The organism is Streptomyces sp. AgN23 (genome assembly GCF_001598115.1).
Taxonomy (GTDB): Bacteria; Actinomycetota; Actinomycetes; order Streptomycetales; family Streptomycetaceae; genus Streptomyces; species Streptomyces antimycoticus.
Map to the genome: position 1 here is coordinate 8433664 of NZ_CP007153.1, position 23131 is coordinate 8456794.

The following is a 23131-nucleotide window of genomic DNA, read 5'->3' on the forward strand; positions in this document are numbered from 1 at the left end:
CGTGCGAGAAGGGTGAAGTCAAGCGGTACTCGAGGGGTGTTGGGCTTCCGCGGCCAGGATTGGCGATAAGCATTGCCGGGCGCCCACAAGGGCCCCATCATCAGCGGGAGTTGCCTCCGCGCCGGCCGTATGGCCAGATCGCCCCGGGCGCGCGACGCCGCCGCACGGGCCGCCCGGTCACCGCCGGGTGGCGCCCCTGGCGCGTAGGCGTTGCCCTCCGGAGCGATGCTCGCCCGGGGCCGGAAGGGAGACGGCCTCCTGAGGCCGCGGCCCCGGCCGGTGGCGGGCGGCGGCGCTACGTTGGCGACACGACCGAGGCGAGGAGTTGGGCATGGGTCCGATCACGCGCAGAAGTCTGACGGTGGCGGCCGCCGGAGCCCTGGCCGCCCCCGTCACGGCGGGCGACGCGCTGGCGCAGGGGCGGGGCGATGAGCACCGGCCCGAGTTCCGCGGGATGTGGCTGGCCACCGTCGCCAACCGCGACTGGCCGTCCAAACCCGGTCTCACCGCGGACCGGCAGCGGGCCGAGCTGCTGAGCTTCCTGGACACCGCCGTGCGCCGCCGGCTCAACGCGGTGGTCTTCCAGGTGCGGCCGACGGCGGACGCGCTGTGGCCCTCACCGTACGAGCCGTGGGCGGAGTGCCTCACCGGCGTCCAGGGCCGGGACCCGGGCTGGGATCCGCTGGGCACCGCCGTGCGCGAGGCGCACCGGCGCGGTCTCGAGCTGCACGCCTGGTTCAACCCGTACCGGATCGCTGGCCACACCGACCCCTCCCGGCTGATCCCCACCCATCCGGCCCGGGTGCACCCCGAGTGGGTCGTGCCGTACGGCGGGAAGCTCTACTACAACCCCGGGCTGCCCGAGGTCCGCCGCTTCGTCCAGGACGCCATGCTGGACGCGGTCGCGCGCTATGACATCGACGCCGTCCACTGGGACGACTACTTCTACCCCTATCCGGTGGCCGGTCAGGTCTTCGACGACGACGCCGCCTACGCGCGCTACGGCGCGGGCTTCCCGGACCGGGCGGCCTGGCGGCGGAACAACATCGACCGGCTGGTGTACGAGACCGCCGTGCGCGTCAAGCGGCTGAAGCGGCGGGTGCGGTTCGGCATCAGCCCCTTCGGCGTCTGGCGCAACCGGGCCACCGACCCGCTGGGGTCCGCCACCACGGCAGGCGTGCAGACCTACGACGACCTCTACGCGGACACCCGCGCCTGGGTGCGGCGGGGATGGCTGGACTACATCGTCCCGCAGGTCTACTGGAACATCGGCTTCGCCGCCGCCGACTACGCCGCGCTCGTCCCCTGGTGGTCGGAGGTGGTCCGGGGCACCGGGGTGAACCTCTACATCGGCGAGGCGCTCTACAAGGCGGGCGACCCTGCCCAACCCGCACCCTGGCAGGACCCGGCGGAGCTGTCCCGGCACCTCACCTTCGACCAGGGCTTCCCACAGGTGCGCGGCAATGTGTACTTCTCGGCCAAGGAAGTGGCCGCCGACCGCAACGGCGCCATGGCGCGTGTGGTCGCCGACCACTATCCCCATCGTGTCCGTCCGCCCCGCTGAGCCGGGACCGCGAGCCGGCTAACGCTGCCCGGGTCCGGCGGCCAGATGGCGGACGACCGAGTCGGGCCCGGGGGAGAACAGGCACTCGTGTCCGTCGTCCTCGTAACGCACGCGGTAGGGCGGTTCCCCGTCGGTCCCGAGCACTTCGATGATCTCCGCTACACGATCGTGAATCCCGACAACCCTGCCGTGCACCAGCAGCTTGTCGCCTACGGTCGCCTCCATGTGCGTGACCTCCTGTCCGCTGGAGGGCAATGCGATCCCTGAGGCCAGTCTATGGCTGGTTGTCCTGGTTTGCCCCTGCCGGGGGGTGATTCCGGTCCCCCGCTTCGGGGACTCGGCCCGCCGCTTCGGGGATCCGGTCCGCCCCTTCGGGGGCCCCGCCGGTCGCTCCGGTTGCCCGCTCCGCGGCCGTGAGCCCCTGCGCCCGGCCCGCCGCCGGGGTCCGTACGGCCCTCGTCGCCGGGACCCGCGCCCGCTGCGTCACCCCGATGCACACCAGCACCGCCACGGCGGCGATCGGGGCGGCGGGGGTCAGCTTCTCGCCGAGGAGCAGTACCGACCACACCAATGTGAGCAGCGGCTGGGCCAGTTGGAGCTGGCTGGCCCGCGTCACCCCGATGGCGGCCATCCCCCGGTACCAGACCACCATGCCCACGAACTGCGAGCCCACCGCCAGCCACAGCAGCCCGGCCACCGCGCGGCCGCCGAGGTGGACGTCCTCGGCCGACAGCGCGAGCACCGCGCCCAGCACCGACAGCGGCAGACAGCCCACCAGCGCCCAGCCGATCACCTGCCAGCCGGGCATATGGCCGGCCAGCCGTCCGCCCTCGGCATAGCCCGCCGCGCACACCGGCAGCGCGGCGAACAGATACAGATCGCCGACGGTGGGCGCGCCGCCGCTCTGCTGCAGCGCGAAGGCGATCACGACCACGGCCCCGGCCAGCGCCGCCGCCCAGAACGTCCGCGAGGGCCGCACCCCGGTGCGTACGGCGGAGAGGGCGGCGGTGGTGAGCGGCAGCAGGCCGACCACCACCGCCGCGTGCGCCGTGGTGGAGGTCTGCAGGGCGAGCGTGGTCAGCAGCGGGAAGCCCACGACGACCCCGGCCGCCACGACCAGCAGTCCCGGCCAGTGGCGGCGGGCGGGGACCGGCACCCGCAGGGCGGCCAGTGCGCCGCCCGCGATCAGCGCGGCGAGCACTACCCGGCAGGTGGTCACCGTCCAGGGGCCGAGGCCGGTGAGCGCCCAGGCGGTGCCGGGGAAGGTCAGGGAGAAGGCGGCCACGCCGAGCATGGCGAGCACCGTGCCGGTGCGGGCGGCGGACGGCGAGGGGGTGGCGTCCCGGCCCCGGGCGGTGCCGTCCCCGGTGGTGTGGCCCCCGGTGGGGCCGCCGCTCACCGCTATCGCACTGTCATCAGTAGCGCTATCCTGTGCTGTCATGGAACAGCGTAGCAGTGTGGCCGAACTCGCGAAATCGCTGCGTGAGGAGCTGGACCGCTACTCACCCGGAGAGAAGCTGCCGTCCAGTCGTGCCCTGGTCGAACGCCACCGGGTGAGCCCGGTCACCGTCTCCCGCGCCCTCGCCGCCCTCGCCGCCGAAGGGCTGGTGGTCACCCGCCCCGGCGCCGGTGCCTTCCGCGCCGACCGCCCCGGGGCCGGGGCGCCCCTGCCGGGTGACACCTCCTGGCAGGAGGTCGCGCTGAGCGTGGAGACGGCCGGCGAGCCGGTGCGGCGCTCGGTGGACGCCTCCGGTGTCCTGGCCACGCTCGCCGCCCCACCGCCCGGGATCCTGGAGTTCAACAACGGCTATCTGCACTCCTCGCTCCAGCCGGAGCGGGCGCTGTCCGCCGCGCTGGCCCGCGCCGGACGGCGGCCCGGGGCATGGGGCCGCCCGCCGGTGGAGGGGCTCCCCGAGCTGCGCGCCTGGTTCGCCCGCGAGATCGGCGGCCCGGGCGGAACCCTCGGCGCCGCCGACGTACTGATCACCGCGGGCGGCCAGTCCGCGCTCACCTGCGCGCTGCGCGCCCTCGCCCCGCCCGGCGCGCCCGTCCTCGTCGAATCCCCGACCTACCCCGGGGTGCTCGCCGCCGCCCGCGCCTCCGGGCTGCGGCCCGTCCCGGTGCCGGTGGACGCCGAGGGGGTCCGGCCCGAGCTGCTCGCCGAGGCGCTGCGGGCGACCGGCGCCCGGGTCTTCGTCTGCCAGCCGCTGTTCCAGAACCCCACCGGGGCGATGCTCGCTCCCGAGCGGCGCCGCGAGGTGATCCGGATCGCCCGTGAGGCGGGCGCGTTCGTGGTCGAGGACGACTTCGCCCGCCGGCTCGTCCACGAGGACGCGCCCCCGCTGTCCGCCACGCTCGCCGCCGACGACCCCGACGGGGTGGTGGTCCATGTGTGCTCGCTCACCAAGGCCACCTCGCCGAGTCTGCGGGTGGGTGCGCTCGCCGCCCGCGGCCCCGCGCTGGGGCGGCTGCGCGCGATCCAGGTCGTCGACAGCTTCTTCGTGCCCCGCCCGCTCCAGGAGGCCGCCCTGGAACTGGTCGGCGCCCCCTCCTGGCCCCGCCATCTGCGCAACGTGGCCGCCGAGCTGCGCACCCGTCGCGAGGCGCTGGTCACCGCCGTACGGCGCGAGCTGCCCGCCCTGGAGCTGCGGTATGTCCCGCCCGGCGGCTACCACCTGTGGCTGCGGCTGCCCCAGGGCGCCGACGAGACCGCGCTGGACTCCGCCGCGCTGCGTGCCGGGGTCGCCGTGGCCCCCGGTGGCCCGTACTTCTGCGCCGAACCGCCCGCGCCGCATGTGCGGCTGAGCTTCGCTTCGGTGGCGGGCGTCGGCGAACTGGCCGAGGGCGTACGGCGGTTGCGCACCGCGTGGGGCGAGGTGCTCGGGAGGGCGTAGCGGGTGCCCGACGGGCTTGCCGCCCCGCCTGCGGCGGGCGGTTCCCCTCCCCGCCCCTTCCCGCGACGGGGGCTCCGCACCGGACCCCGGCGTCAAGGGGCAAAGCCCCCGCGCCGCGGCGGAGCCGCACATCGGCGCGGCCCCGCGCCCCTTCAGGGCGTCCGCATCCTGCCCGCCACCCACGATGCGCACGGTGTTCACGAGACGGCCGCTTCGAGCCGCCCGGTGACCCGGCGCGCACCGAAAGGGCCTGCTCTTCTCCTGGTTACGGGCCCTGGAACCGTGGCCGTGACCGTACGATGCCGGGATGACGTTTCGGCTGACGCTGGTCGCCGCCGGCCGCAGCTCCTCCCGGCTGGGGGAGCGCTTCGGTGACGACCGGCCGCTGGACCCGGAGGGCCGGCTCGCCGCCGAGCGCGCGGCCCCCGCGCTCGTACCGCTGGCCGCGGCGGAGCTGCGCTACTGCTCGCCGTCGGCCCGCAGCCGGGAGACCGGCGATGCGCTGGGCTTCACCCCGCTGGTCCAACTCGCCCTGCGCGACTGCGACATGGGCCGCTGGGCGGGCCGCTCCCTCGCCGATGTGATGGCGCGCGAACCGGGCGAGGTGGACGCCTGGCTCGGCGATCCGCGCTCGGTACCGCACGGCGGGGAGTCGCTGCACGCGTTCATCATGCGGATCGGCGGCTGGCTGGACACCCGCCCGGCCGAGGACCACGCCAAGATGGTGGCAGTCGCCGATCCCGGGGTGGTCCGCGCCGCCCTGATGTACGCGATCAAGGCGCCGCCGCACTGCTACTGGAACGTCGACATACGCCCGCTCTCCACGGTCACCCTCACCGGCCGGGCGGGCGAGTGGCGGCTGCGCGTGGACGGGGTGTGACGGCCGCGCGTGGACGGGGGTGTGACAGCGGCGCTCACGGAGCCTCCGTGATCTCCTCGGCCAGCAGATCCATCAGCAGTCCGTCGTGCCACCTGCCGTCGGGACCGCGCTCGTAGGACCGCATGAGGCCGACGGGCCGGAAGCCGACCTTGCCGTAACAGCGGATCGCGGCGGCGTTGTCCGCCGCCGGGTCGATCACGATCCGGTGGTGGCCGTGGTCGGTGATCAGATGGCGGGCCAGGGTGCGTACGGCGTCGGTGCCCAGCCCCCGCCCGTGTACCGCCGGGTCCAGATAGATGTCGATGCTCGCGTGCCGGTAGTCCGGCTCGGTCTCGGCCGCCCACTGGATCATGCCGATCACCGCGCCCCCGTACTCGATGCTCAGGTGCTCGGCGCCGGAGTCGGCCAGATCCTCGCGCACCGCCGCCACCAGGTCCTCGCCGCCCCGCCAGCGCGCGTAGACCTCGGGCTTCGCGCGGATCGCGGCCAGGACGGGGACATCGGAGGGGGCGGTGGGGCGCAGCACCACCTGTGCGCCCCGCAAGGTCGTCGGCATGGACGGGACGATCCCAGGAAGCGCGGGCGGTGACCAGGGCGCGTCGTTCTGCCCAGGGCCCTTTCGGGAAAGCGCCCGGCACCGGATATCTTGATGTCGAGCAATGTTGCAGACGTGGAGCGGAGCACCCGGTGACTGACTCGACCATCATCTATACGCACACGGACGAGGCCCCTGCCCTCGCGACGTACTCGTTCCTGCCGGTGATCGAGGCATACGCCTCGACGGCCGGGGTCACCGTGGAGAGCCGGGACATCTCTCTGGCGGGGCGCATCATCGCCCAGTTCCCGGAGCACCTCGAAGAGGGCCAGCGCATCCCCGACGCCCTCACCGAGCTGGGTGACCTTGCCAAGACCCCCGAGGCCAACATCATCAAGCTGCCGAACATCTCGGCCTCGATCCCGCAGCTGAAGGCCGCGGTCGCCGAGCTGCAGGAGCAGGGCTACGCGCTGCCGGACTACCCGGACGACCCGAAGACCGACGAGGAGCGGGAGATCCGCGCCCGTTACGACAAGGTCAAGGGCTCCGCCGTGAACCCGGTGCTGCGCGAGGGCAACTCCGACCGCCGCGCCCCCGCCTCGGTGAAGAACTACGCCAAGGCGAACCCGCACCGCATGGGCGCCTGGACGGCCGATTCCAAGACCAATGTGGCCCACATGGACACCGACGACTTCCGCTCCACCGAGAAGTCCGTGGTGATCCCGGAGGACGGCTCGCTGCGCATCGAGCTGGCGGGCGACGACGGCTCCACCACCGTGCTGCGCGAGTCCGTACCGGTGCTGGCGGGTGAGGTCGTGGACGCCTCCGTGATGCGCGTCGCGGCGCTGCGCGAGTTCCTCTCGGCGCAGGTGGCCCGGGCCAAGGCGGAGGGCGTGCTGTTCTCGCTGCACCTGAAGGCCACGATGATGAAGGTCTCCGACCCGATCGTCTTCGGCCACGGCGTACGCGCCTTCTTCCCCAAGACCTTCGCCGAGCACGGTGAGACCCTCGCCGCCGCCGGTCTGACCCCGAACGACGGTCTGGGCGGCATCCTCAAGGGCCTGGAGGCCCTGCCCGAGGGCGCGGCGATCAAGGCGTCCTTCGACGCCGAGCTGGCCGAGGGCCCGGAGCTGGCCATGGTCGACTCCGACCGCGGCATCACCAACCTGCATGTGCCGTCCGACGTCATCGTCGACGCCTCCATGCCGGCCATGATCCGCACCTCCGGCCACATGTGGGGCCCGGACGGCGAGGAGCACGACACCCTCGCGGTGATCCCGGACAGCAGCTACGCCGGGATCTACCAGGCCGTCCTCGACGACTGCCGCGCCAACGGCGCCTTCGACCCGGCCACGATGGGCTCGGTGCCCAACGTCGGCCTGATGGCGCAGAAGGCCGAGGAGTACGGCAGCCACGACAAGACCTTCGAGATCCCCACCACGGGCACCGTCCGCGTCCTGGACGAGGCGGGCAACGCGGTCATCGAGCAGGTCGTCGGCGCCGGTGACATCTTCCGGATGTGCCAGACCAAGGACGTGCCGATCAAGGACTGGGTCAAGCTGGCCGTCTCCCGCGCCCGCGCCACCGGCGACCCGGCCGTCTTCTGGCTCGACGAGGGCCGGGCGCACGACGCCAACCTCATCGAGAAGGTCAAGGCGTACCTGCCCGAGCACGACACCGAGGGCCTGGACATCAAGATCCTCTCGCCGGTCGACGCGATCAAGCTCTCGCTCGAGCGGATCCGCCGCGGCGAGAACACGATCTCGGCCACCGGCAACGTCCTGCGTGACTACCTGACCGACCTGTTCCCGATCCTGGAACTGGGCACCAGCGCCAAGATGCTCTCGGTCGTCCCGCTGATCAACGGCGGCGGGCTGTTCGAGACCGGCGCGGGCGGCTCGGCGCCCAAGCACGTCCAGCAGCTCGTCAAGGAGAACTACCTGCGCTGGGACAGCCTGGGCGAGTTCCTCGCCCTCGCGGTCAGCTTCGAGCACCTCGCGCAGAAGACGGGCAACGCGCGGGCCCAGGTCCTCGCCGACACTCTCGACCGGGCGACCGGCACCTTCCTCGCCGAGAACAAGTCGCCCAGCCGCCGCGTCGGCGGGATCGACAACCGCGGCAGCCACTTCTACCTGGCCCTGTACTGGGCCCAGGAGCTGGCCCGGCAGACCGACGACGCGGCCCTGGCCAAGGCGTTCGCCCAGCTCGCCGAGGTGCTCACCGCCCAGGAGCAGACGATCGTCGACGAGCTGCTCGCCGTCCAGGGCTCCCCGGCCGACATCGGAGGCTACTACCAGCCCAACACGGCCAAGGCCGCGGCGGTCATGCGCCCGTCCGCGACCTTCAACCAGGCCCTCGCCACCCTCGGCTGACGCCCCGGCGCACCGCGGCGCCCCGGCCGGACCTCCGGCCGGGGCGCCGCGTTTTCTCCGCCACGGCCCCTGTCCGCGGGCGACCACCGCGGAAGCCATCGCGCGTGGGGCCGATGGCGTACGACTTCAGAGCCATATGCCCGCCGGTGCGTACCTCCAGCGGCGTAGGGCATCCCATCCCAGCGAGGGTTTCTCCCCAACTGCCCCATGAGAAAGGGTGATTGCGTCACCACACAGACTGCCCATAAGGACTCCCCACGTGCGAACCAGACCATTCGTCCATGTCCTGGCGGCGAGCACCCTCGCGGCCCTGGTGCCGGCCCTCGCCCCGGCCACCGCCTCCGCCGCCGGCAACCCCCTGGAGCCGTACCTCGGTCAGAAGCCGGCCTGGCACCGCTGCGCCGACGACACTCCGGCCTCCTACCGGTGCGCCACCATCAAGGTCCCGCTGGACTACAGCCGCCCCGACGGCAAGAAGACCGATGTCGCGATATCGCGGATGAAGACCAGCACCGCGGCGGAGCGCCGCGGTGTGCTGCTGCTCAACCCCGGCGGCCCGGGCGGTCCGGGCATCGGCATGCCGCTCTCGCTGGCCACCGAGCTGCCGAAGTCGGTGACGGAGAAGTACGACCTCGTCGGCTTCGACCCCCGGGGGGTGGGCCGGAGTTCCCCCGTCACCTGTGGTCTGACCGGCGTCGAGGAGAGCTGGGAACGCCCCTACCGGGACGAGACGCTCGCCCGGGACGTGAAGTGGGCGCGTACCGTCGCCGAGAAGTGCGACACCGAACAAGGCGACAAGCTGCGCCACATCACCACCCGGAACACGGCTCGCGACATGGATGTCATCCGTGCCGTGCTGGGCGAGAAGAAGATCTCCTACCTCGGGTACTCGTACGGCACCTACCTCGGCGCCGTCTACACGCAGATGTTCCCCCGGCGTGCCGACCGATTCGTCCTCGACAGCTCCGTGGACCCGGCACGGATATGGCGCGGCATGATCCAGATCTGGGCCGAGGGCGCCGAACCCGCCTTCACGCGGTGGAGCGAGTGGACCGCCCAGCGGCACAGCACCTACAAACTGGGCAAGACCCCCGAGGCCGTTCGCACGACCTTCTGGGACCTCGTCGCCCAGGCCGACCGTGAGCCGATCGAGCTCGACGGCCAGAAGCTGACCGGCGACGACATCCGCGGCGGCAGCCGGGCCTCGTTCTTCACGGTGCGCGAGGGCGCGGAGGCCATCGCCAGGCTGAAGAAGGCGGCCGACGGGGCTCCGGCCCGCACCAGCGAGTCCAGGGCGCCCAGCCGTCCCAGCCGGCCGGCCTTCGGCAGCGCCGCGGCCCCGGACAACGGCACCGCCGCCTTCTGGTCCGTCGTCTGCGCCGACACCCGCAACTGGCCGCGCGACCCCGAGCAGTACCGCCGCGACGCGCTGCGGGCGAAGGCGAAGTATCCGCTGTACGGGGACTTCGGCTCCACCATCAAGCCGTGCGCCTTCTGGAAGAGGGACGGCAGCGAGCCCGCCACCAAGGTCGACAACAAGGTCGGCGCGCTGATCCTGCAGAACGAGTGGGACTCGCAGACGCCGCTCGCCAGCGGTCGCGGTATGCACCGGGCCATGAAGGGCTCGCGGATGGTCACCGTCGCCGGAGGCGAGGGCCACGGTATCTACGGCTACACCACGTCGTGCGCGGACAAGCCGGCCACCGGCTATCTGTCCACCGGCCGTCTCCCGGCGAAGGATCTGACGTGCCGTACGCCCGCGGCGCAGCGCGAGCAGGGCTTCAAGAAGTTGCCCATTCCCACGCCTCCGGCGCTCCCGGGGATGGCGGACGGCTCCTGACCCGTCCCGCCGGACGATGAGGTGAGGTGGGGCTCCAGCACGCTGGGGCCCCACGTCGCGTGCTGTCCGTGTGGCCTCGGTGGCGACGGACGTGCGTCTACTGGCCCGCGGGCGCCGGTGCGAGGCCGTCCTCGACCAGCCCGGCGAGGACCGCTTCGCCGAGGGCGTGGACGGCGGACTGGGGCCGGACCATGACGGTGAACTCCTTGATCCGGCCGTCGTCGTCGAGATGCAGCAGGTCGATGCCGTGGATCTCCTTGTCGCCCACCCGGGCGCGGAAGAGCAGCACCGCCGACGGGGCGGAGGTGCCGTCGGCGCTGGTCTGCGCGGTGCCGGTGTAGTCGCCGACGTAGCGGAAGTCCTCGAACGTGCGCAGCAGGACCCCGAAGAGGCCGAGCACCATCGGCTTGCCCTCGAAGGGGGTGAACTTGACGGGGCTGTAGAAGCGGATGTCCTCGGTGAACAGGTCGTCCAGGGCGGTCAGGTCCTTGTTGTCGACGGCGGCACGGAAACGGTCGGCGGCGTTCATCGCGGCCCCACCTTCGCTAGTCATGGATGTGATTAGTCATTTTCATGACTACCATGGTTCCGCGTCCGGCGGCAGAGGCATTCGGGCGGCAGAGGCATGAAGGCAGCGGCATGAAGGAGGCGATCCCATGGCCCTGCGGCACGCCGTGCTGGCAGCGCTGCTCGACGGGGAGCTGAGCGGATACCAGCTGACCAAGGCGTTCGACATCGGCGTGGCGAACTTCTGGCACGCCCAGCCACAGCAGCTCTACGCCGAGCTGACCCGCCTGGAGAAGGACGGGCTCATCGCGGGCCGGGAGGTGGCCCAGGAGACCCGCCCCACCAAGCGCCTGTTCCAGGTGACCGACGCCGGGCTGGCGGAGCTGGAGGAGTTCACGGCCGCCTTCGCGAAGCCCTCCTTCATCCGCGACGACCTGCTCGTCAAGGTCCAGGCCGCCGACCACGTCGACACCGAGACCCTGATCGACCAGCTCACCGAGCGGGCCGCCTTCGCCCGGGCCAAGATCGACCTCTTCGGCAAGCTGCTGCGGAAGATCCGCGGTGACCTTGCGGAGGAGGAGTTCCTTCGCCACGGCCGCCCCATCGGCCCGTACTTGACCTGCCTGCGCGGCCTGGCCCTCGAAGAGGGCAACCGCGACTGGTGCGAGCGCACGATCACGGTCCTGCGACAGAGGGAGCACACCCATGCCCGGCACTGACGCGCCCTACCGTCGCTACGTCGCGCTGGGCGACAGCCAGACCGAGGGCCTGGGCGACGGCGACGAGGCCACCGGTCTGCGCGGCTTCGCCGACCGCCTCGCCGAACACCTCGCCCACCACAACCCCGGCCTCTCCTACGCCAACCTCGCCGTACGGGGCCGCCTCGCCGCGCAGGTCCACGCCGAGCAGCTGGCACCCGCCCTGTCCCTCCGCCCCGATCTGGCCACTGTCGTCGCCGGGGTCAACGACCTGCTGCGCCCCCGCTTCGACGCCGACCATGTCGCCCACCACCTGGAGGCGATGTTCGCCGCGCTCACCGCCCAGGGCGCCCGCGTGGCCACGCTCACCTTCCCCGACCCCGCCCGTATCACCCCGCTGGCGCGCCCCCTCGCCCCGCGCGCCGTCGCCCTGAACCAGCGCATCCGCGAAGCCGCCGGGCGCCACGGCGTCACCGTCGCCGAGACCAGCCGGCACCCCGTCGTCGCCGACCCCCGGCTGTGGAGCACCGACCGCCTGCACGCCAGCCCCCTCGGCCACCAGCGCATCGCCGCCGCACTCGCCCACGCCCTCGGCCTCCCCGGCACCGACGACGCCTGGACCCACCCGCTGCCCCCGCCGGCGACGCCCGTGCTCACCGGATGGCGCGCCGCCCCCGCCGAGCTGCGCTGGACCGCCACCTTCCTCGGCCCCTGGCTCACCCGGCGCCTGCGGGGTCGCTCCTCCGGCGACGGCCACACCGCCAAGCGCCCGGACCTGGGCCCGGTGGACGCGAGGCGTCCGGGCTGAGCGGAGCGATGTGACCGTCAGAAGTCGTACGGCTTCTCGGTGCTCCAGTTCAGCACGTCGGCCTCGTTCCAGCTGAACTGCGGCTTGTCGCCCTTGCCGGCGACGGAGTAGAAGGGGCCGTCCTGACCGTCCGCGCCGCGCAGTGCGATGGCGAACGACTGCGCCGTCTGGTTGTCCGAGCCGTAGTCGAAGAGGTTCACCGCGCTGTATGCCGTGCTGCCGGGCTGGAGCGTGATGCGCTTGTCGCCGCCCGCGTTGTCCTTCTTGGAGAGCGGCAGTACGGAGTCGTCGTCGCCCAGCTTCACGGACGGGTACGAGGTGACCCAGCACGGCTTGTCGCCCTCGTTCGACGCGGTGATCAGCAGGTGGTCGCCCTGCTGGTCGGCGAGCTGGTGCACCGCGGTGACCAGCATCTCGTCGCCGCGGCACTGCTGGGCGGCCGTTGTGGCCTTGTTCGCGACCTCGTCCGACCCGCCCGAGGCGGTCGTCGAGCGCTCGCCCGTCTTGGTGTCACCGCCGCTCTTGGCCTGCTCCGCGGCGCCCTTGGTGGCGTCCCCGTTGGACGCGGACCGGCTCTGCGAGGTACCGGCGCCCTTGTCGCCGCCCGTCGCCTTCGAGTCGCCGTCGGCGCCGCCGCAGGCGGTCAGGCCCAGCGCGAGCGCGGCGGTGACGGTGGCCAGGGCGGCGGTACGAATCCGGGAAGTACGCATGATCAGGTTCTCCTGCGTTTCGTGCGGGAGTCCTCTTCGACGTTTCCCGCGGTGTGAACACCACTTTTCCCGGGGCCACTGACGTGTCGGAAACGCTTCACTTACGTCTCACTCACGTCGCGCGAACGCACCGCCGGCCGCAGAACGGGCTTTGCATAAAGCTGCGATCAATCGTATAGTCATGCCATCGCGTGAGGGAGGAAGAGGGTAATGGCCATACGTGCTGCGGTGGCGGGCGCGAGCGGATACGCGGGCGGAGAACTGCTGCGCCTGCTGCTCGCCCACCCCGAGGTGGAGATCGGCACCCTGACCGGCAACTCCAACGCCGGGCAGCCCCTCGCCGGGCTGCAGCCCCATCTGCTTCCGCTGGCCGGGCGGGTGCTGGAGCCCACCACCGCGGAGGCGCTGGCCGGGCATGACGTGGTCTTCCTGGCGCTGCCGCACGGGCAGTCCGCCGCCGTCGCCGAGCAGCTCGGCGACCAGGTGCTGGTCATCGACTGCGGGGCCGACTTCCGGCTGAAGGACGCGGCGGACTGGGAGCGGTTCTACGGTTCGCCGCACGCCGGGACCTGGCCCTACGGCCTGCCCGAGCTGCCCGGCGCCCGCGCCGCGCTGGAGGGCACCAAGCGCATCGCGGTGCCGGGCTGCTACCCCACCGCCGTCTCCCTCGCCCTCTTCCCGGCGTACGCCGCGGGGCTGCTGGAGCCCGAGGCGGTCATCGTCGCCGCCTCCGGGACCTCCGGCGCGGGCAAGGCGCCCAAGCCCCATCTGCTGGGCAGCGAGGTCATGGGCTCCATGAGCCCGTACGGTGTCGGCGGCGGCCACCGGCACACCCCCGAGATGATCCAGAACCTGTCGGCCGCGGCGGGGGAGCGGGTCTCGGTCTCCTTCACCCCGACCCTCGCCCCGATGCCCCGCGGCATCCTCGCCACCTGCAGCGCCACGGCCCGGCCCGGGGTGACCGGGGAGAGCCTGCGGGCCGCGTACGAGAAGGCGCTGCGGGACGAGCCGTTCGTCACCCTCCTCCCCGAGGGCCAGTGGCCCTCCACCGCCGCCGTCCACGGATCCAACGCCGCGCTGCTCCAGGTCGCCCATGACGAGGCGGCCGGCCGCGCCATCGTGATCAGCGCCATCGACAACCTCACCAAGGGCACCGCCGGTGGCGCGGTGCAGAGCATGAACATCGCCCTCGGCCTCCCCGAGGAGCTGGGACTTTCCACGATCGGAGTCGCTCCATGAGCGTTACGGCAGCCCAGGGCTTCACGGCCTCCGGCGTCGCGGCAGGCATCAAGGAGAACGGAAACCCCGACCTCGCACTCGTCGTGAACACCGGCCCGCGCCTCTCCGCCGCGGCCGTCTTCACCTCCAACCGCGTCAAGGCCGCCCCCGTCCTGTGGTCCGAGCAGGTCCTCAAGGGCGGCCAGGTCTCGGCCGTCGTCCTCAACTCCGGCGGCGCCAACGCCTGCACCGGCCCGCTGGGCTTCCAGGACACCCACGCCACCGCCGAGAAGGTCGCGGACGTCCTCGGCCACAGCGCGGGCGAGGTCGCCGTCGCCTCGACCGGGCTCATCGGCGTCCGGCTGCCGATGGACGCGGTGCTGTCCGGGGTCGAGACGGCCGCCGCCGCCCTGAGCGAGCACGGCGGCGAGAAGGCCGCCATCGCCATCAAGACCACCGACACCGTCCACAAGACGGCCGTCGCGCAGAGCCCCGCCGGCTGGACCGTCGGCGGTATGGCCAAGGGCGCCGGGATGCTGGCCCCGGGCCTGGCCACCATGCTCGTCGTCCTCACCACCGACGCCGACGTGGACACCGCCGGGCTGGACACCGCACTGCGCGCCGCCACCCGCACCACCTTCGACCGGATCGACTCCGACGGCTGCATGTCCACCAACGACATGGTGCTGCTGATGGCCTCCGGCGCCTCCGGCGTCACGCCCGGGGCCGCCGAGTTCGCCGAGGCGGTCCGCGAGGTCTGCGCCGATCTCGCCCGCCAGCTGATCGGGGATGCCGAGGGCGCCTCCAAGGACATCCGGATCGAGGTCGTGGGCGCGGCCACCGAGGACGACGCCGTGGAGGTGGGCCGCTCCATCGCCCGTAACAACCTCTTCAAGTGCGCCGTCCACGGCGAGGACCCCAACTGGGGCCGGGTGCTCTCCGCGATCGGCACCACCTCGGCCGACTTCGAACCGGACCAGCTCAACGTCGCGATCAACGACGTCTGGGTATGCAAGAACGGCTCGGTGGGCGAGGACCGCGAACTGGTCGACATGCGCTACCGCGAGGTCCGCATCACCGCCGACCTGTCCGCGGGCAGCGCCTCGGCGGTCATCTGGGCCAACGACCTGACCGCCGACTACGTCCACGAGAACAGCGCGTATTCCTCATGAGCGAGCCGACCGCCCGTAAACACACCGCGCTGCCCAAGGCCCGCATCCTCATCGAGGCGCTGCCCTGGCTGACCCGGCACCACGGCAAGACCGTGGTGATCAAATTCGGCGGCAACGCCATGGTCGACGACGAGCTGAAGGCCGCCTTCGCCCAGGACGTCGTCTTCCTGCGCCACGCGGGACTGCGCCCCGTCGTCGTCCACGGCGGCGGCCCCCAGATCAGCGCGCAGCTCGACCGGCACGGTCTGGTGAGCGAGTTCAAGGCCGGGCTGCGGGTCACCACCGACGACGCCATGGATGTCGTACGGATGGTGCTGGCCGGGCAGGTCCAGCGCGAACTGGTCGGGCTGCTCAACCGGCACGGCCCGCTCGCCGTCGGCATGACCGGCGAGGACGCCCATCTGATGTCCGCCACCAAGCACTACGCCGAGATCGACGGCGAGCAGGTGGACATCGGCCGGGTCGGCCAGATCACCGAGATCGACACCGGCGCGGTCCAGGCCCTGCTGGACGACGGCCGGATCCCGGTCGTCTCCTCCATCGCCCGCAGCGCCGACGACGGCCATGTCTACAACGTCAACGCCGATACGGCCGCCGCCGCGCTCGCCGTCGCGCTGGGCGCCGAGACGCTGGTGGTGCTCACCGATGTCGAGGGCCTCTACGCCGACTGGCCCAACAGCGACGACGTGATCAGCAAGCTCACCGCGAGCCGGCTGGAGAAGCTGCTGCCGGAGCTGGCCAGCGGCATGGTGCCGAAGATGGAGGGCTGTCTGTACGCCGTGCGCCACGGGGTCACCACCGCCCGGGTGCTGGACGGACGCGTACCGCACGCCATCCTGCTGGAGATCTTCACCGACGAGGGCATCGGCACGATGGTCCTGCCGGACGGGGCCGTGATCGACCAGCAGGACAAGGGCGGCAAGGGACACCAGGACAACCAGGGCGACAAGGGGGAGGACCAGTGAGCAACGCGGAGCTGAGGCAGCGCTGGCAGGGGGCGCTCATGGACAACTACGGCACCCCCCGCCTCCCGCTCACCCACGGCAAGGGCACCAAGGTCTGGGACGCGGACGGCACGGAATACCTCGACTTCGTCGGCGGTATCGCCGTCAACTCCCTCGGCCATGCCCACCCCGCCGTCGTCCGGGCCGTATCGGACCAGATCGCCACCCTCGGCCATGTCTCCAACCTCTTCGTCGCCGAGCCCCCGGTGGCGCTCGCCGAGCGGCTGCTCCAGCTCTTCGGCCGCTCCGGGCGCGTGTACTTCTCCAACTCCGGCGCGGAGGCGGTCGAGGCAGCCGTCAAGATCGGGCGGCGCACCGGGCGCACCCATATGGTGGCCGCCAGCGGCGGCTTCCACGGCCGCACCATGGGCGCCCTCGCGCTGACCGGACAGCCCGCCAAGCAGGAACCGTTCCTTCCGCTGCCCGGCGATGTCACGCATGTGCCGTACGGGGACGTGGCGGCGCTGCGCGCGGCCGTCACCACCGAGACCGCCCTCGTCATCGTGGAACCCATCCAGGGCGAGAACGGCGTCATCGTGCCGCCGGCCGGCTATCTGGCGGCGGCGCGGGAGATCACCCGGGCCACCGGCACCCTGCTGGTGCTCGACGAGATCCAGACCGGCATCGGGCGGACCGGACACTGGTTCGAGCACCAGGCGCAGGGCGTCGAGCCCGATGTCGTCACCCTCGCCAAGGGGCTCGGCGCCGGGCTGCCCATCGGCGCCACCCTCGCCTTCGGGCCCGCGGCCGGCCTGCTGACCCCGGGTCAGCACGGATCCACCTTCGGCGGAAACCCGGTCGCCTGCGCCGCCGCCCTCGCCGTCCTCGACACGATCGCCGCCGACGGCATCCTTGACCGGGTCAAGCGGGCGGGGGAGCGGCTGCGTAACGGGATCGAATCGCTCGACCACTCTCTGGTAGCCCGGGTCCGCGGCGCCGGGCTGCTGCTCGGTATCGTGCTCACAGAGTCCCTCGCACCGCAGGTGCAGCAGGCGGCTCAGGACGCGGGACTCCTGGTGAACGCGGTCGCGCCGGATGTGGTCCGGCTCGCCCCGCCGCTCGTCATCGCCGACGAGGAGGTGGACACCTTCCTCCGGGAGCTGCCCGCCGTTCTGGATGCCGCACGCGAGGGTGACGGGGAACGACGAGCCGGAGACTGACGACACCGATGACCGAGGCGCAGCACACCGACGCGCAGGACGCCAACCACGGCGGACCGGCCGTGCCGCAGACCCGCACCGCACGCCACCGCCGGATCGTGGACATCCTGAACCGGCAGGCCGTGCGCTCCCAGAGTCAGCTCGCCAAGCTGCTCGCCGACGACGGGCTCTCCGTCACCCAGGCGACGCTCTCCCGGGACCTGGACGAGCTGGGCGCGGTGAAGATCCGCAACACCGGCGGTGAGCTGATCTACGCGGTGCCGAGCGAGGGCGGCGACCGCACGCCCCGCGCCCCGCTCGGCGAGTCGGCGAGCGAGGCGCGGATGGCCCGGCTGGCGGCCGAGCTGCTGATCTCGGCGGAGGCTTCGGCCAACCTCGTGGTGCTGCGCACTCCGCCGGGCGCTGCCCAGTTCCTGGCCTCGGCCATCGACTCGGCGGAGCTGCACGACATCCTCGGCACCATCGCGGGCGACGACACCCTCATGCTGATCAGCCGCGACCCGGTGGGCGGCCAGCAGCTCGCCGACCATCTGCTGCGCCTGGCCCAGAAGGAGCGCTAGGCGGGCTCGTTTTGGTCCGGTGAGGTTTCGGTTGCGCCCCGAAGGGGCGCGGGGCTGTGTCGATGTGCGGCTCCGCCGCGTGGGCGCGACCAGCCACGACGGCGCCGCGGACGTTCGACGGCAGGTCAGGGCACTCCCACCGGACACCGGAGCGCTCAGCTCAGCCGTTGGCCGCCCGCTGCTCCGCCCCGCGGGCTCGGTACGACATCCAGGCCGCCACCACCGCGCCCGAGACGTTGTGCCAGACGGAGAAGACGGCGGCCGGGAGCGCGGCCAGCGGGCTGAAGTGGGCGGCGGCCAGGGAGGCGGCGAGCCCGGAGTTCTGCATGCCGACCTCGAAGGCCATGGCCCGGCTGGCGGGCGCGCCCAGCCGGGCCACCTTCCCGGCTCCGTAGCCCAGCGCCAGGCCGAGCCCGTTGTGGAGCACCACGGCGAGCAGCACCAGCGCCGCCGCCGACTTGATGGCGTCCGCGCTGGCCGCCACCACGACCGCGACGATCACGCCGATGGTGACGGCCGACAGCCAGGGCAGCAGCCCCAGCACCCGGTGGATGTACCGCCCGGCGACCAGCCGCACCACCAGCCCCCCGATCACCGGCAGCAGCACGGTCTTGAGGATGTCGGTGACCATCGACCCCGCGTCCACCGGCAGGAACTCCCCGGCCAGCAGCAGCGTCAGCGGCGGGGTGACCAGGGGTGCGAGCACCGTGGAGACGGTGGCGACCGAGACCGACAGGGCCACATCGCCGCGTGCCAGATAGGTCACCACATTCGAGGCCGTTCCGCTCGGCGCACAGCCGACCAGGATGACGCCGGCCGCCAACTGGGGGGAGAGACCGAGGGCGTTGGCGATCAGCCACCCCAGCCCCGGCATGATCACATAGTGCGCGACCAGCCCGAGGGCCACCGCCCACGGCCGTTTGACCACACCCGAGAAGTCCTGCGGGGTCATGGTCAGGCCCATGCAGAACATGATCACGCCGAGCAGATAGGGCACATTCGGCGCCCACCCGCTGAAGGTGCCGGGCGTGGCGAGGCCCGCCGCCCCGGCGGCGAGGACCAGGACGGGGAAGACGGTGACGGCCCGCCGGGCCGCCCGGTCGGTGGAGGTGGACTCCGGCGAGGGCGAGGGCGGCTGAGCCGCCCTCGCCGAGGGGTCCGCGGCGGAGTTCTTCGATTCGGATCGCACCGCGTGATCGAACGCTTCCGGAGGTGCCGTCCGCAACACCGTCTCGTTATGTGGTCACTACACCCACTATGGCGAGCCGAGAGGCGGCAGCGGCAGCGGCAGCCCCGGCAGCCCGTCGATGCTGCTGGCGATGTGCTCCTTCTTGTGGAAGTAGCGGTCCAGCGACGCGTCGTCCTCCCGCCGGAACCGGTCGCCGTGCAGCGTGCGCTCCTCGCGATAGTCCATGAAGGGGACCGCGAAGCCACAGGTGTCCCGGATCAGCTCGGCCGTCACCACGATGACCGCCCGCAGCCCGTGGGCGTCCACGTCGATGCCCGGGAAGTGCTGCAGCAGCGCGCCGAACCGCGGATCGTCACGGAACACCGGCTCGCCCCGGCCATGGACGCGCACGATGTTCGGCGGGCCGGTGAAGGCGCACCACATCAGGGTGATCCTGCCGTTCTCCCGCAGATGGGCGATGGTCTCCGCGTTGCTCCCCGCGAAGTCCAGGTAGGCCACGGTCAGTTCGTCGAGTACGGCGAAGGAGCCGGCCAGTCCCTTCGGGGAGAGGTTCACCGTGCCGTCCCCGTCCAGCGGTGCGGTGGCGGTGAAGAAGATCTTCTGCTCTTCGATGAAGGTGCGGAGTCTGCCGTCGATGCGTTCGTACACCTTTCCCATGTGGCGCATTATCCCTGCGTGTGGCCGCCGGGGCGATGCTTCCATGGGCGTATGGCAGCCAAGAAAGCCTCCGCGCGAGCGTCCGCGACCGGGCCCGCGATCCGCATCCGCCGGGTGTACGACACCCCTGGCCCGGACGACGGCACCCGTGTCCTGGTCGACCGCGTCTGGCCCCGTGGCCTCGCCAAGGCCGACGCCCACCTGGACGAATGGGCGAAGGACGCCGCCCCCTCCACCGAACTGCGCCGCTGGTACGGCCATGAACCGGACCGCTTCCCCGAATTCACCCGCCGCTACCGCGCCGAACTCACCACCCCGGAGCGCCAGGAGGCCGTCGACCACCTCCATGCCCTGGCCGCCTCCGGCCCGCTGACCCTCCTCACGGCGGTGAAGGACCTCGACCTCGGCCATGTCCAGGTCCTGGCCGAGGCGATCCGCGAGCACGACGGGGGCTGAGCGCTGCTCTGGGGCAGCCCTGGCCGCTCAGGGGCCGTCTCGTACGCACAGCCCCGCCGCGTCCTATACGCACAGCTCCGCCGAATAGCGGGCGAAGCCGCTGGTGTGCCAGGTGGAGCCGTCGGCGGTGATGAGATGAGCCTCGGCGTCGGGGAGCCGTCCCAGCCAGGAGCGGGCTCGGCCTGCGCCCATCGCGCAGGCCGCCGTGGCCCAGGCGTCCGCGTCGGCCAGGCTGGTGGCGATCACGGTGACCGAGACCAGGCCCTGCGCCGGGGGGCGTCCGGTGTGCGGGTCCAGGATGTGGCAGCCGCGCTCGGCGGGGCCGGAGGTGGCCACGGCCAGTTCGCCGCGCGCCTCCACGATCGCCGCCAGCTCGCCCCGGCGCAGCGGATCGGCGATCCCCACCCGCCACGGGCCGCCGTGCACCTGGACGTCGCCGCCGCCGTTCACACACACCGACCCGGCGCCGGAGGAGACCAGCATCCGGGCGGCGCGCTCCACGGCCCAGCCCTTGACCAGGCCGGTCGGGTCGGGCCGGCCACCGGCGTAGCGGGCGCTGAACCAGCCGCCGCTGCGGTGCTCGGCCTCCTCGCACATCCGCAGCACGTCCCGGACCTCCGGGTCGCACCGCGACGGCGTCAGCTCACCGCGCCCCAGGCGGCTGATCTGGCTGTCCGGGCGATAGGTGGAGAACAGCTCGTCCACCCGGTGCAGCCCCACCACGGCCCCGTCCAGCGCGGCCTGCACCCGGGGCCGGTCGGCGGCCGCGACCTCGCGTACGTCGAAGGAGAAGACCGTGCCCATGACGTGCTCGACATGGCGCAGCGGCCCGGGTCCGTCCGTCTGGTACGTCATCGGGCACCCGCCTTGTCGAGAGCGCTCTGCAAGGACTTGGCATAGCCCTCGCTCGTATAGGTGGCACCGGAGACCGTATCCACCTTCGCCGCGGCCACCGCCTGCCGATTGAGCTTCGGGATGGAGTCCTTGGCGATCTGGTCGCTCTGCGGCCCGGAGTTCGGGGTCTTGACCGCCTGTGCTCCGGTGATCTTCCCGCCGCTGACGGTGAGGCTCACCTGGACCGGGCCGTACTGGGTCTGCGCGACGTCGCCGGTGACCGTACGGGCGCCGCCCGCGCCCGCCCCGGCCCCCGCGCCCGCCCCGGCCCCCGCGTCGCCCCCGCCCGGCTGTGCCGTGGCCGCGACCGGGGGCGCCTGCCCCGGCTGGTTCTGGGCGACGGTCTCACCGCCCCCGGAACCGGGCTGCTTCAATGCGAGCAGCAGCACCACACCGGAGACGGTGGCGGCCGTGCCCAGGACGATGCGGCGCAGCGGATGCTTCCTCTTCATGGCTTCCCCTCGGTCACAGCTCGAACGACTGGGTCACGGCTCGGATGTCCGGGTCACGGCGTGAACGGCTCGGTCACGGGCTCGGACGGCTCGGTCACGGCTCGGACGTGGCGGTCACAGCTCGAAGGATTCGTGGTGGATCCGGCGATCCGGAACGCCCGCCTCACGCAGCGCTCCGTACGCGTGCTCGGCCAGGCCCGGCGGGCCGCACAGATAGACGTCGTGGTCCTCGATATCGGGGAGCAGCTGGCCCAGCCGCTCCGCGGTGATCTCCGGCCGGGCGCCGTCCGGGCCGTTCACGGCGTACAGCAGCCGGGCTCCGCGCTCGGTCGCGATCTGCTTCAGCTCGTTCCACAGCGCCAGATCCTCGACGCTGCGGGCCCGGTACAGCAGGGTGAGGTCGCTGCCCTTGCCCGGCAGCGTCTCGAACAGCGCCCGGATCGGGGTGATCCCGGCCCCGCCCGCGATCATGAGCACCTTGCCGCGGCTGCGCCGCGCCGCGGTCATCGCGCCGTACGGCCCCTCCGCCCACACCCGGGTCCCCGGCCGCAGCGAGGCCAGCCCGGTGCTGTGGCCGCCCACCGCCTTCACCGTGATCCGCAGCAGCTCCGGCCGGGGCGGCGCGGAGAGCGAGTACGGATGGGAGCCCCAGCGCATGCCCGGCGCGAGGAACCGCCACCGGAAGAACTGCCCGGCCTGCGCCCCGATCCGGTGCAGCTTGCGCCCCTTGATCAGCACCGACACCACCCCGGGTGCCTCCGGCACGACGGCCTCCACCCGCATCCGGTGCCGCAGATTCAGCCGCAGCGGCACCAGTAGCCGGTACCAGACCGCCAGCGCGGTGACCGTGCCGTACAGCGCGTACCAGGCGGTTTCCGCGGTCTCGTTCCCGACGAACTCGGCACCGGTCGCGAGCTGGTGCCAGAACGTCAGGAAGACCGCGGCGTAGGTGAGCAGATGCAGGTAGTACCAGACCTCGTACGGCATCCGGCGGCGCACCATCCCCGCCGAGATCAGCCCGATCACCACCAGCATCGCGGTGCCGACCGTCGCCTTGACCATGTCGGGGTAGTCCGTGACCACGGTCACCGACTGGTCGACGAAGCCGGTGCCGGCCTGCTCCGCGTATCCCGCGATGATCAGCCCGACATGCGCCACGATCAGGCACAGCGCGTACCGCCCGCTCATCGCGTGCCACCGCGCCACCCGGTCCGACCCCACCCGCCGCTCCAGCGCCGGAACGCGCGCCATCTGCAGGACGACGAGGGCGAGAACATAGCCGCCGAGCAGCCCACTGAGCCGCCCGGCGTGAGTCAGCCACTGCGCGGTGCCCTCGACGTTCGGAGTGTTCTGCCACCACAGCGACAGCACCGCCGCCGCGCCCGCCCAGCTGAGCAGGATCAACGGCACGGCCGGCGAACGGCGAGGCCGGATGCGGCGCATGGCCTGCCGCCGCCCGGCCCGGCTGTTCAAAAGCGTCGTCACGGCCTGTCCCCTTCCCTTGGGCTCCGGCGCAAGGGAATACGGCCGCGAGCGCGGGATGACTCAAAGGCCGATGGGA

The 23131-nt window shown here is 72.4% G+C and carries 22 protein-coding genes and 1 pseudogene; 13 read left to right on the forward strand and 10 right to left on the reverse strand.

Going from position 1 to position 23131, the window contains the following annotated elements:
- The first annotated feature begins 331 nt into the window (after positions 1-331).
- Positions 332-1564 carry a family 10 glycosylhydrolase gene (locus tag AS97_RS36545; protein ID WP_210566401.1) on the forward strand — a complete coding sequence of 411 codons (1233 nt, stop codon included), beginning with the start codon at positions 332-334 and terminating at the stop codon, positions 1562-1564.
- Between the two features lie 18 nt (positions 1565-1582).
- Here AS97_RS36545 and AS97_RS36550 read toward each other — a convergent pair whose 3' ends face one another.
- Together AS97_RS36550 and AS97_RS36555 are read right to left on the reverse strand one after the other, a co-directional pair.
- Positions 1583-1789 (reverse strand): DUF1918 domain-containing protein, encoded by a 207-nt coding sequence (locus AS97_RS36550; protein ID WP_014056134.1) that lies wholly within the window; start codon positions 1787-1789, stop codon positions 1583-1585.
- A gap of 247 nt (positions 1790-2036) precedes the next feature.
- A pseudogene (locus AS97_RS36555) lies at positions 2037-3005 on the reverse strand (DMT family transporter); the annotation flags it as partial.
- Here AS97_RS36555 and AS97_RS36560 point away from each other — a divergent pair.
- On the forward strand, positions 3004-4458 hold the full coding sequence (locus AS97_RS36560; protein WP_086710585.1) for a PLP-dependent aminotransferase family protein: 1455 nt from the start codon (positions 3004-3006) through the stop codon (positions 4456-4458). The pseudogene AS97_RS36555 and the gene AS97_RS36560 overlap by 2 nt on opposite strands.
- 307 nt (positions 4459-4765) lie before the next feature.
- On the forward strand, positions 4766-5338 hold the full coding sequence (locus AS97_RS36565; RefSeq protein ID WP_093466036.1) for a histidine phosphatase family protein: 573 nt from the start codon (positions 4766-4768) through the stop codon (positions 5336-5338).
- A gap of 34 nt (positions 5339-5372) precedes the next feature.
- On the opposite strand, the gene AS97_RS36570 is transcribed toward AS97_RS36565, so the two are convergent.
- Positions 5373-5894 carry a GNAT family protein gene (locus tag AS97_RS36570; protein ID WP_059148003.1) on the reverse strand — a complete coding sequence of 174 codons (522 nt, stop codon included), beginning with the start codon at positions 5892-5894 and terminating at the stop codon, positions 5373-5375.
- Positions 5895-6025: 131 nt separating this feature from the next.
- On the opposite strand from AS97_RS36570, the gene AS97_RS36575 reads away from it, so the two are divergent.
- Positions 6026-8245, forward strand: coding sequence for an NADP-dependent isocitrate dehydrogenase (locus AS97_RS36575; RefSeq protein WP_210566402.1), 2220 nt, complete (start codon positions 6026-6028; stop codon positions 8243-8245).
- A gap of 259 nt (positions 8246-8504) precedes the next feature.
- On the forward strand, positions 8505-10085 hold the full coding sequence (locus AS97_RS36580; RefSeq protein WP_086710959.1) for an alpha/beta hydrolase: 1581 nt from the start codon (positions 8505-8507) through the stop codon (positions 10083-10085).
- 97 nt (positions 10086-10182) lie between these two features.
- On the opposite strand, the gene AS97_RS36585 is transcribed toward AS97_RS36580, so the two are convergent.
- Positions 10183-10614 (reverse strand): nuclear transport factor 2 family protein, encoded by a 432-nt coding sequence (locus AS97_RS36585; protein ID WP_059148000.1) that lies wholly within the window; start codon positions 10612-10614, stop codon positions 10183-10185.
- A 127-nt stretch (positions 10615-10741) separates the two neighbouring features.
- Between AS97_RS36585 and AS97_RS36590 the strand changes: the two genes are divergently transcribed.
- The gene (locus AS97_RS36590; protein WP_059147999.1) at positions 10742-11311 is read left to right on the forward strand and encodes a PadR family transcriptional regulator; all 570 of its coding nucleotides are present in this window, start codon (positions 10742-10744) and stop codon (positions 11309-11311) included.
- Entirely contained in the window at positions 11298-12098 is an 801-nt protein-coding gene (locus AS97_RS36595; protein WP_210566403.1) for an SGNH/GDSL hydrolase family protein, read from the forward strand. Before AS97_RS36590 ends, AS97_RS36595 begins: the two co-directional genes overlap by 14 nt.
- Before the next feature lie 17 nt (positions 12099-12115).
- Here the strand turns inward: AS97_RS36595 and AS97_RS36600 are convergent, their stop codons facing one another.
- Complete coding sequence (locus tag AS97_RS36600) at positions 12116-12808, reverse strand: DUF4232 domain-containing protein (RefSeq protein ID WP_210566404.1); 693 nt, start codon at positions 12806-12808, stop codon at positions 12116-12118.
- 210 nt (positions 12809-13018) lie between these two features.
- On the opposite strand from AS97_RS36600, the gene argC reads away from it, so the two are divergent.
- From argC to AS97_RS36625, 5 genes are read left to right on the forward strand one after another with little or no spacing between them, the layout of a single operon-like run.
- Entirely contained in the window at positions 13019-14047 is a 1029-nt protein-coding gene (gene argC / locus AS97_RS36605) for an N-acetyl-gamma-glutamyl-phosphate reductase (protein WP_086711435.1), read from the forward strand.
- Positions 14044-15198: a bifunctional glutamate N-acetyltransferase/amino-acid acetyltransferase ArgJ gene (argJ, locus tag AS97_RS36610; RefSeq protein WP_210566405.1), complete on the forward strand. Its 1155-nt coding sequence runs from the start codon at positions 14044-14046 to the stop codon at positions 15196-15198. Before argC ends, argJ begins: the two co-directional genes overlap by 4 nt.
- A complete protein-coding gene (argB, locus tag AS97_RS36615) occupies positions 15195-16163 on the forward strand; it encodes an acetylglutamate kinase (protein WP_125758653.1) in 969 nt (322 codons plus the stop codon). The genes argJ and argB overlap by 4 nt, the downstream gene beginning before the upstream one ends.
- Positions 16160-17362, forward strand: coding sequence for an acetylornithine transaminase (locus tag AS97_RS36620; protein WP_059147993.1), 1203 nt, complete (start codon positions 16160-16162; stop codon positions 17360-17362). Before argB ends, AS97_RS36620 begins: the two co-directional genes overlap by 4 nt.
- Positions 17363-17370: 8 nt before the next feature.
- On the forward strand, positions 17371-17922 hold the full coding sequence (locus AS97_RS36625; protein ID WP_059147992.1) for an arginine repressor: 552 nt from the start codon (positions 17371-17373) through the stop codon (positions 17920-17922).
- Positions 17923-18082: 160 nt separating this feature from the next.
- Here the strand turns inward: AS97_RS36625 and AS97_RS36630 are convergent, their stop codons facing one another.
- The gene (locus AS97_RS36630) at positions 18083-19111 is read right to left on the reverse strand and encodes a bile acid:sodium symporter family protein (RefSeq protein ID WP_059148045.1); all 1029 of its coding nucleotides are present in this window, start codon (positions 19109-19111) and stop codon (positions 18083-18085) included.
- Between the two features lie 66 nt (positions 19112-19177).
- Positions 19178-19768: a pyridoxamine 5'-phosphate oxidase family protein gene (locus AS97_RS36635; protein ID WP_086711081.1), complete on the reverse strand. Its 591-nt coding sequence runs from the start codon at positions 19766-19768 to the stop codon at positions 19178-19180.
- A gap of 51 nt (positions 19769-19819) precedes the next feature.
- Here AS97_RS36635 and AS97_RS36640 point away from each other — a divergent pair, with 51 nt between their 5' ends.
- The gene (locus AS97_RS36640; protein WP_086711080.1) at positions 19820-20224 is read left to right on the forward strand and encodes a DUF488 family protein; all 405 of its coding nucleotides are present in this window, start codon (positions 19820-19822) and stop codon (positions 20222-20224) included.
- 63 nt (positions 20225-20287) lie between these two features.
- On the opposite strand, the gene AS97_RS36645 is transcribed toward AS97_RS36640, so the two are convergent.
- From AS97_RS36645 to AS97_RS36655, 3 genes are all read right to left on the reverse strand, one after another.
- Complete coding sequence (locus AS97_RS36645) at positions 20288-21079, reverse strand: FAD:protein FMN transferase (protein WP_185929929.1); 792 nt, start codon at positions 21077-21079, stop codon at positions 20288-20290.
- Positions 21076-21570: an FMN-binding protein gene (locus AS97_RS36650; RefSeq protein ID WP_210566406.1), complete on the reverse strand. Its 495-nt coding sequence runs from the start codon at positions 21568-21570 to the stop codon at positions 21076-21078. Before AS97_RS36650 ends, AS97_RS36645 begins: the two co-directional genes overlap by 4 nt.
- Before the next feature lie 114 nt (positions 21571-21684).
- Entirely contained in the window at positions 21685-23013 is a 1329-nt protein-coding gene (locus tag AS97_RS36655) for a ferredoxin reductase family protein (RefSeq protein ID WP_059147989.1), read from the reverse strand.
- Positions 23014-23131: the final 118 nt, after the last annotated feature.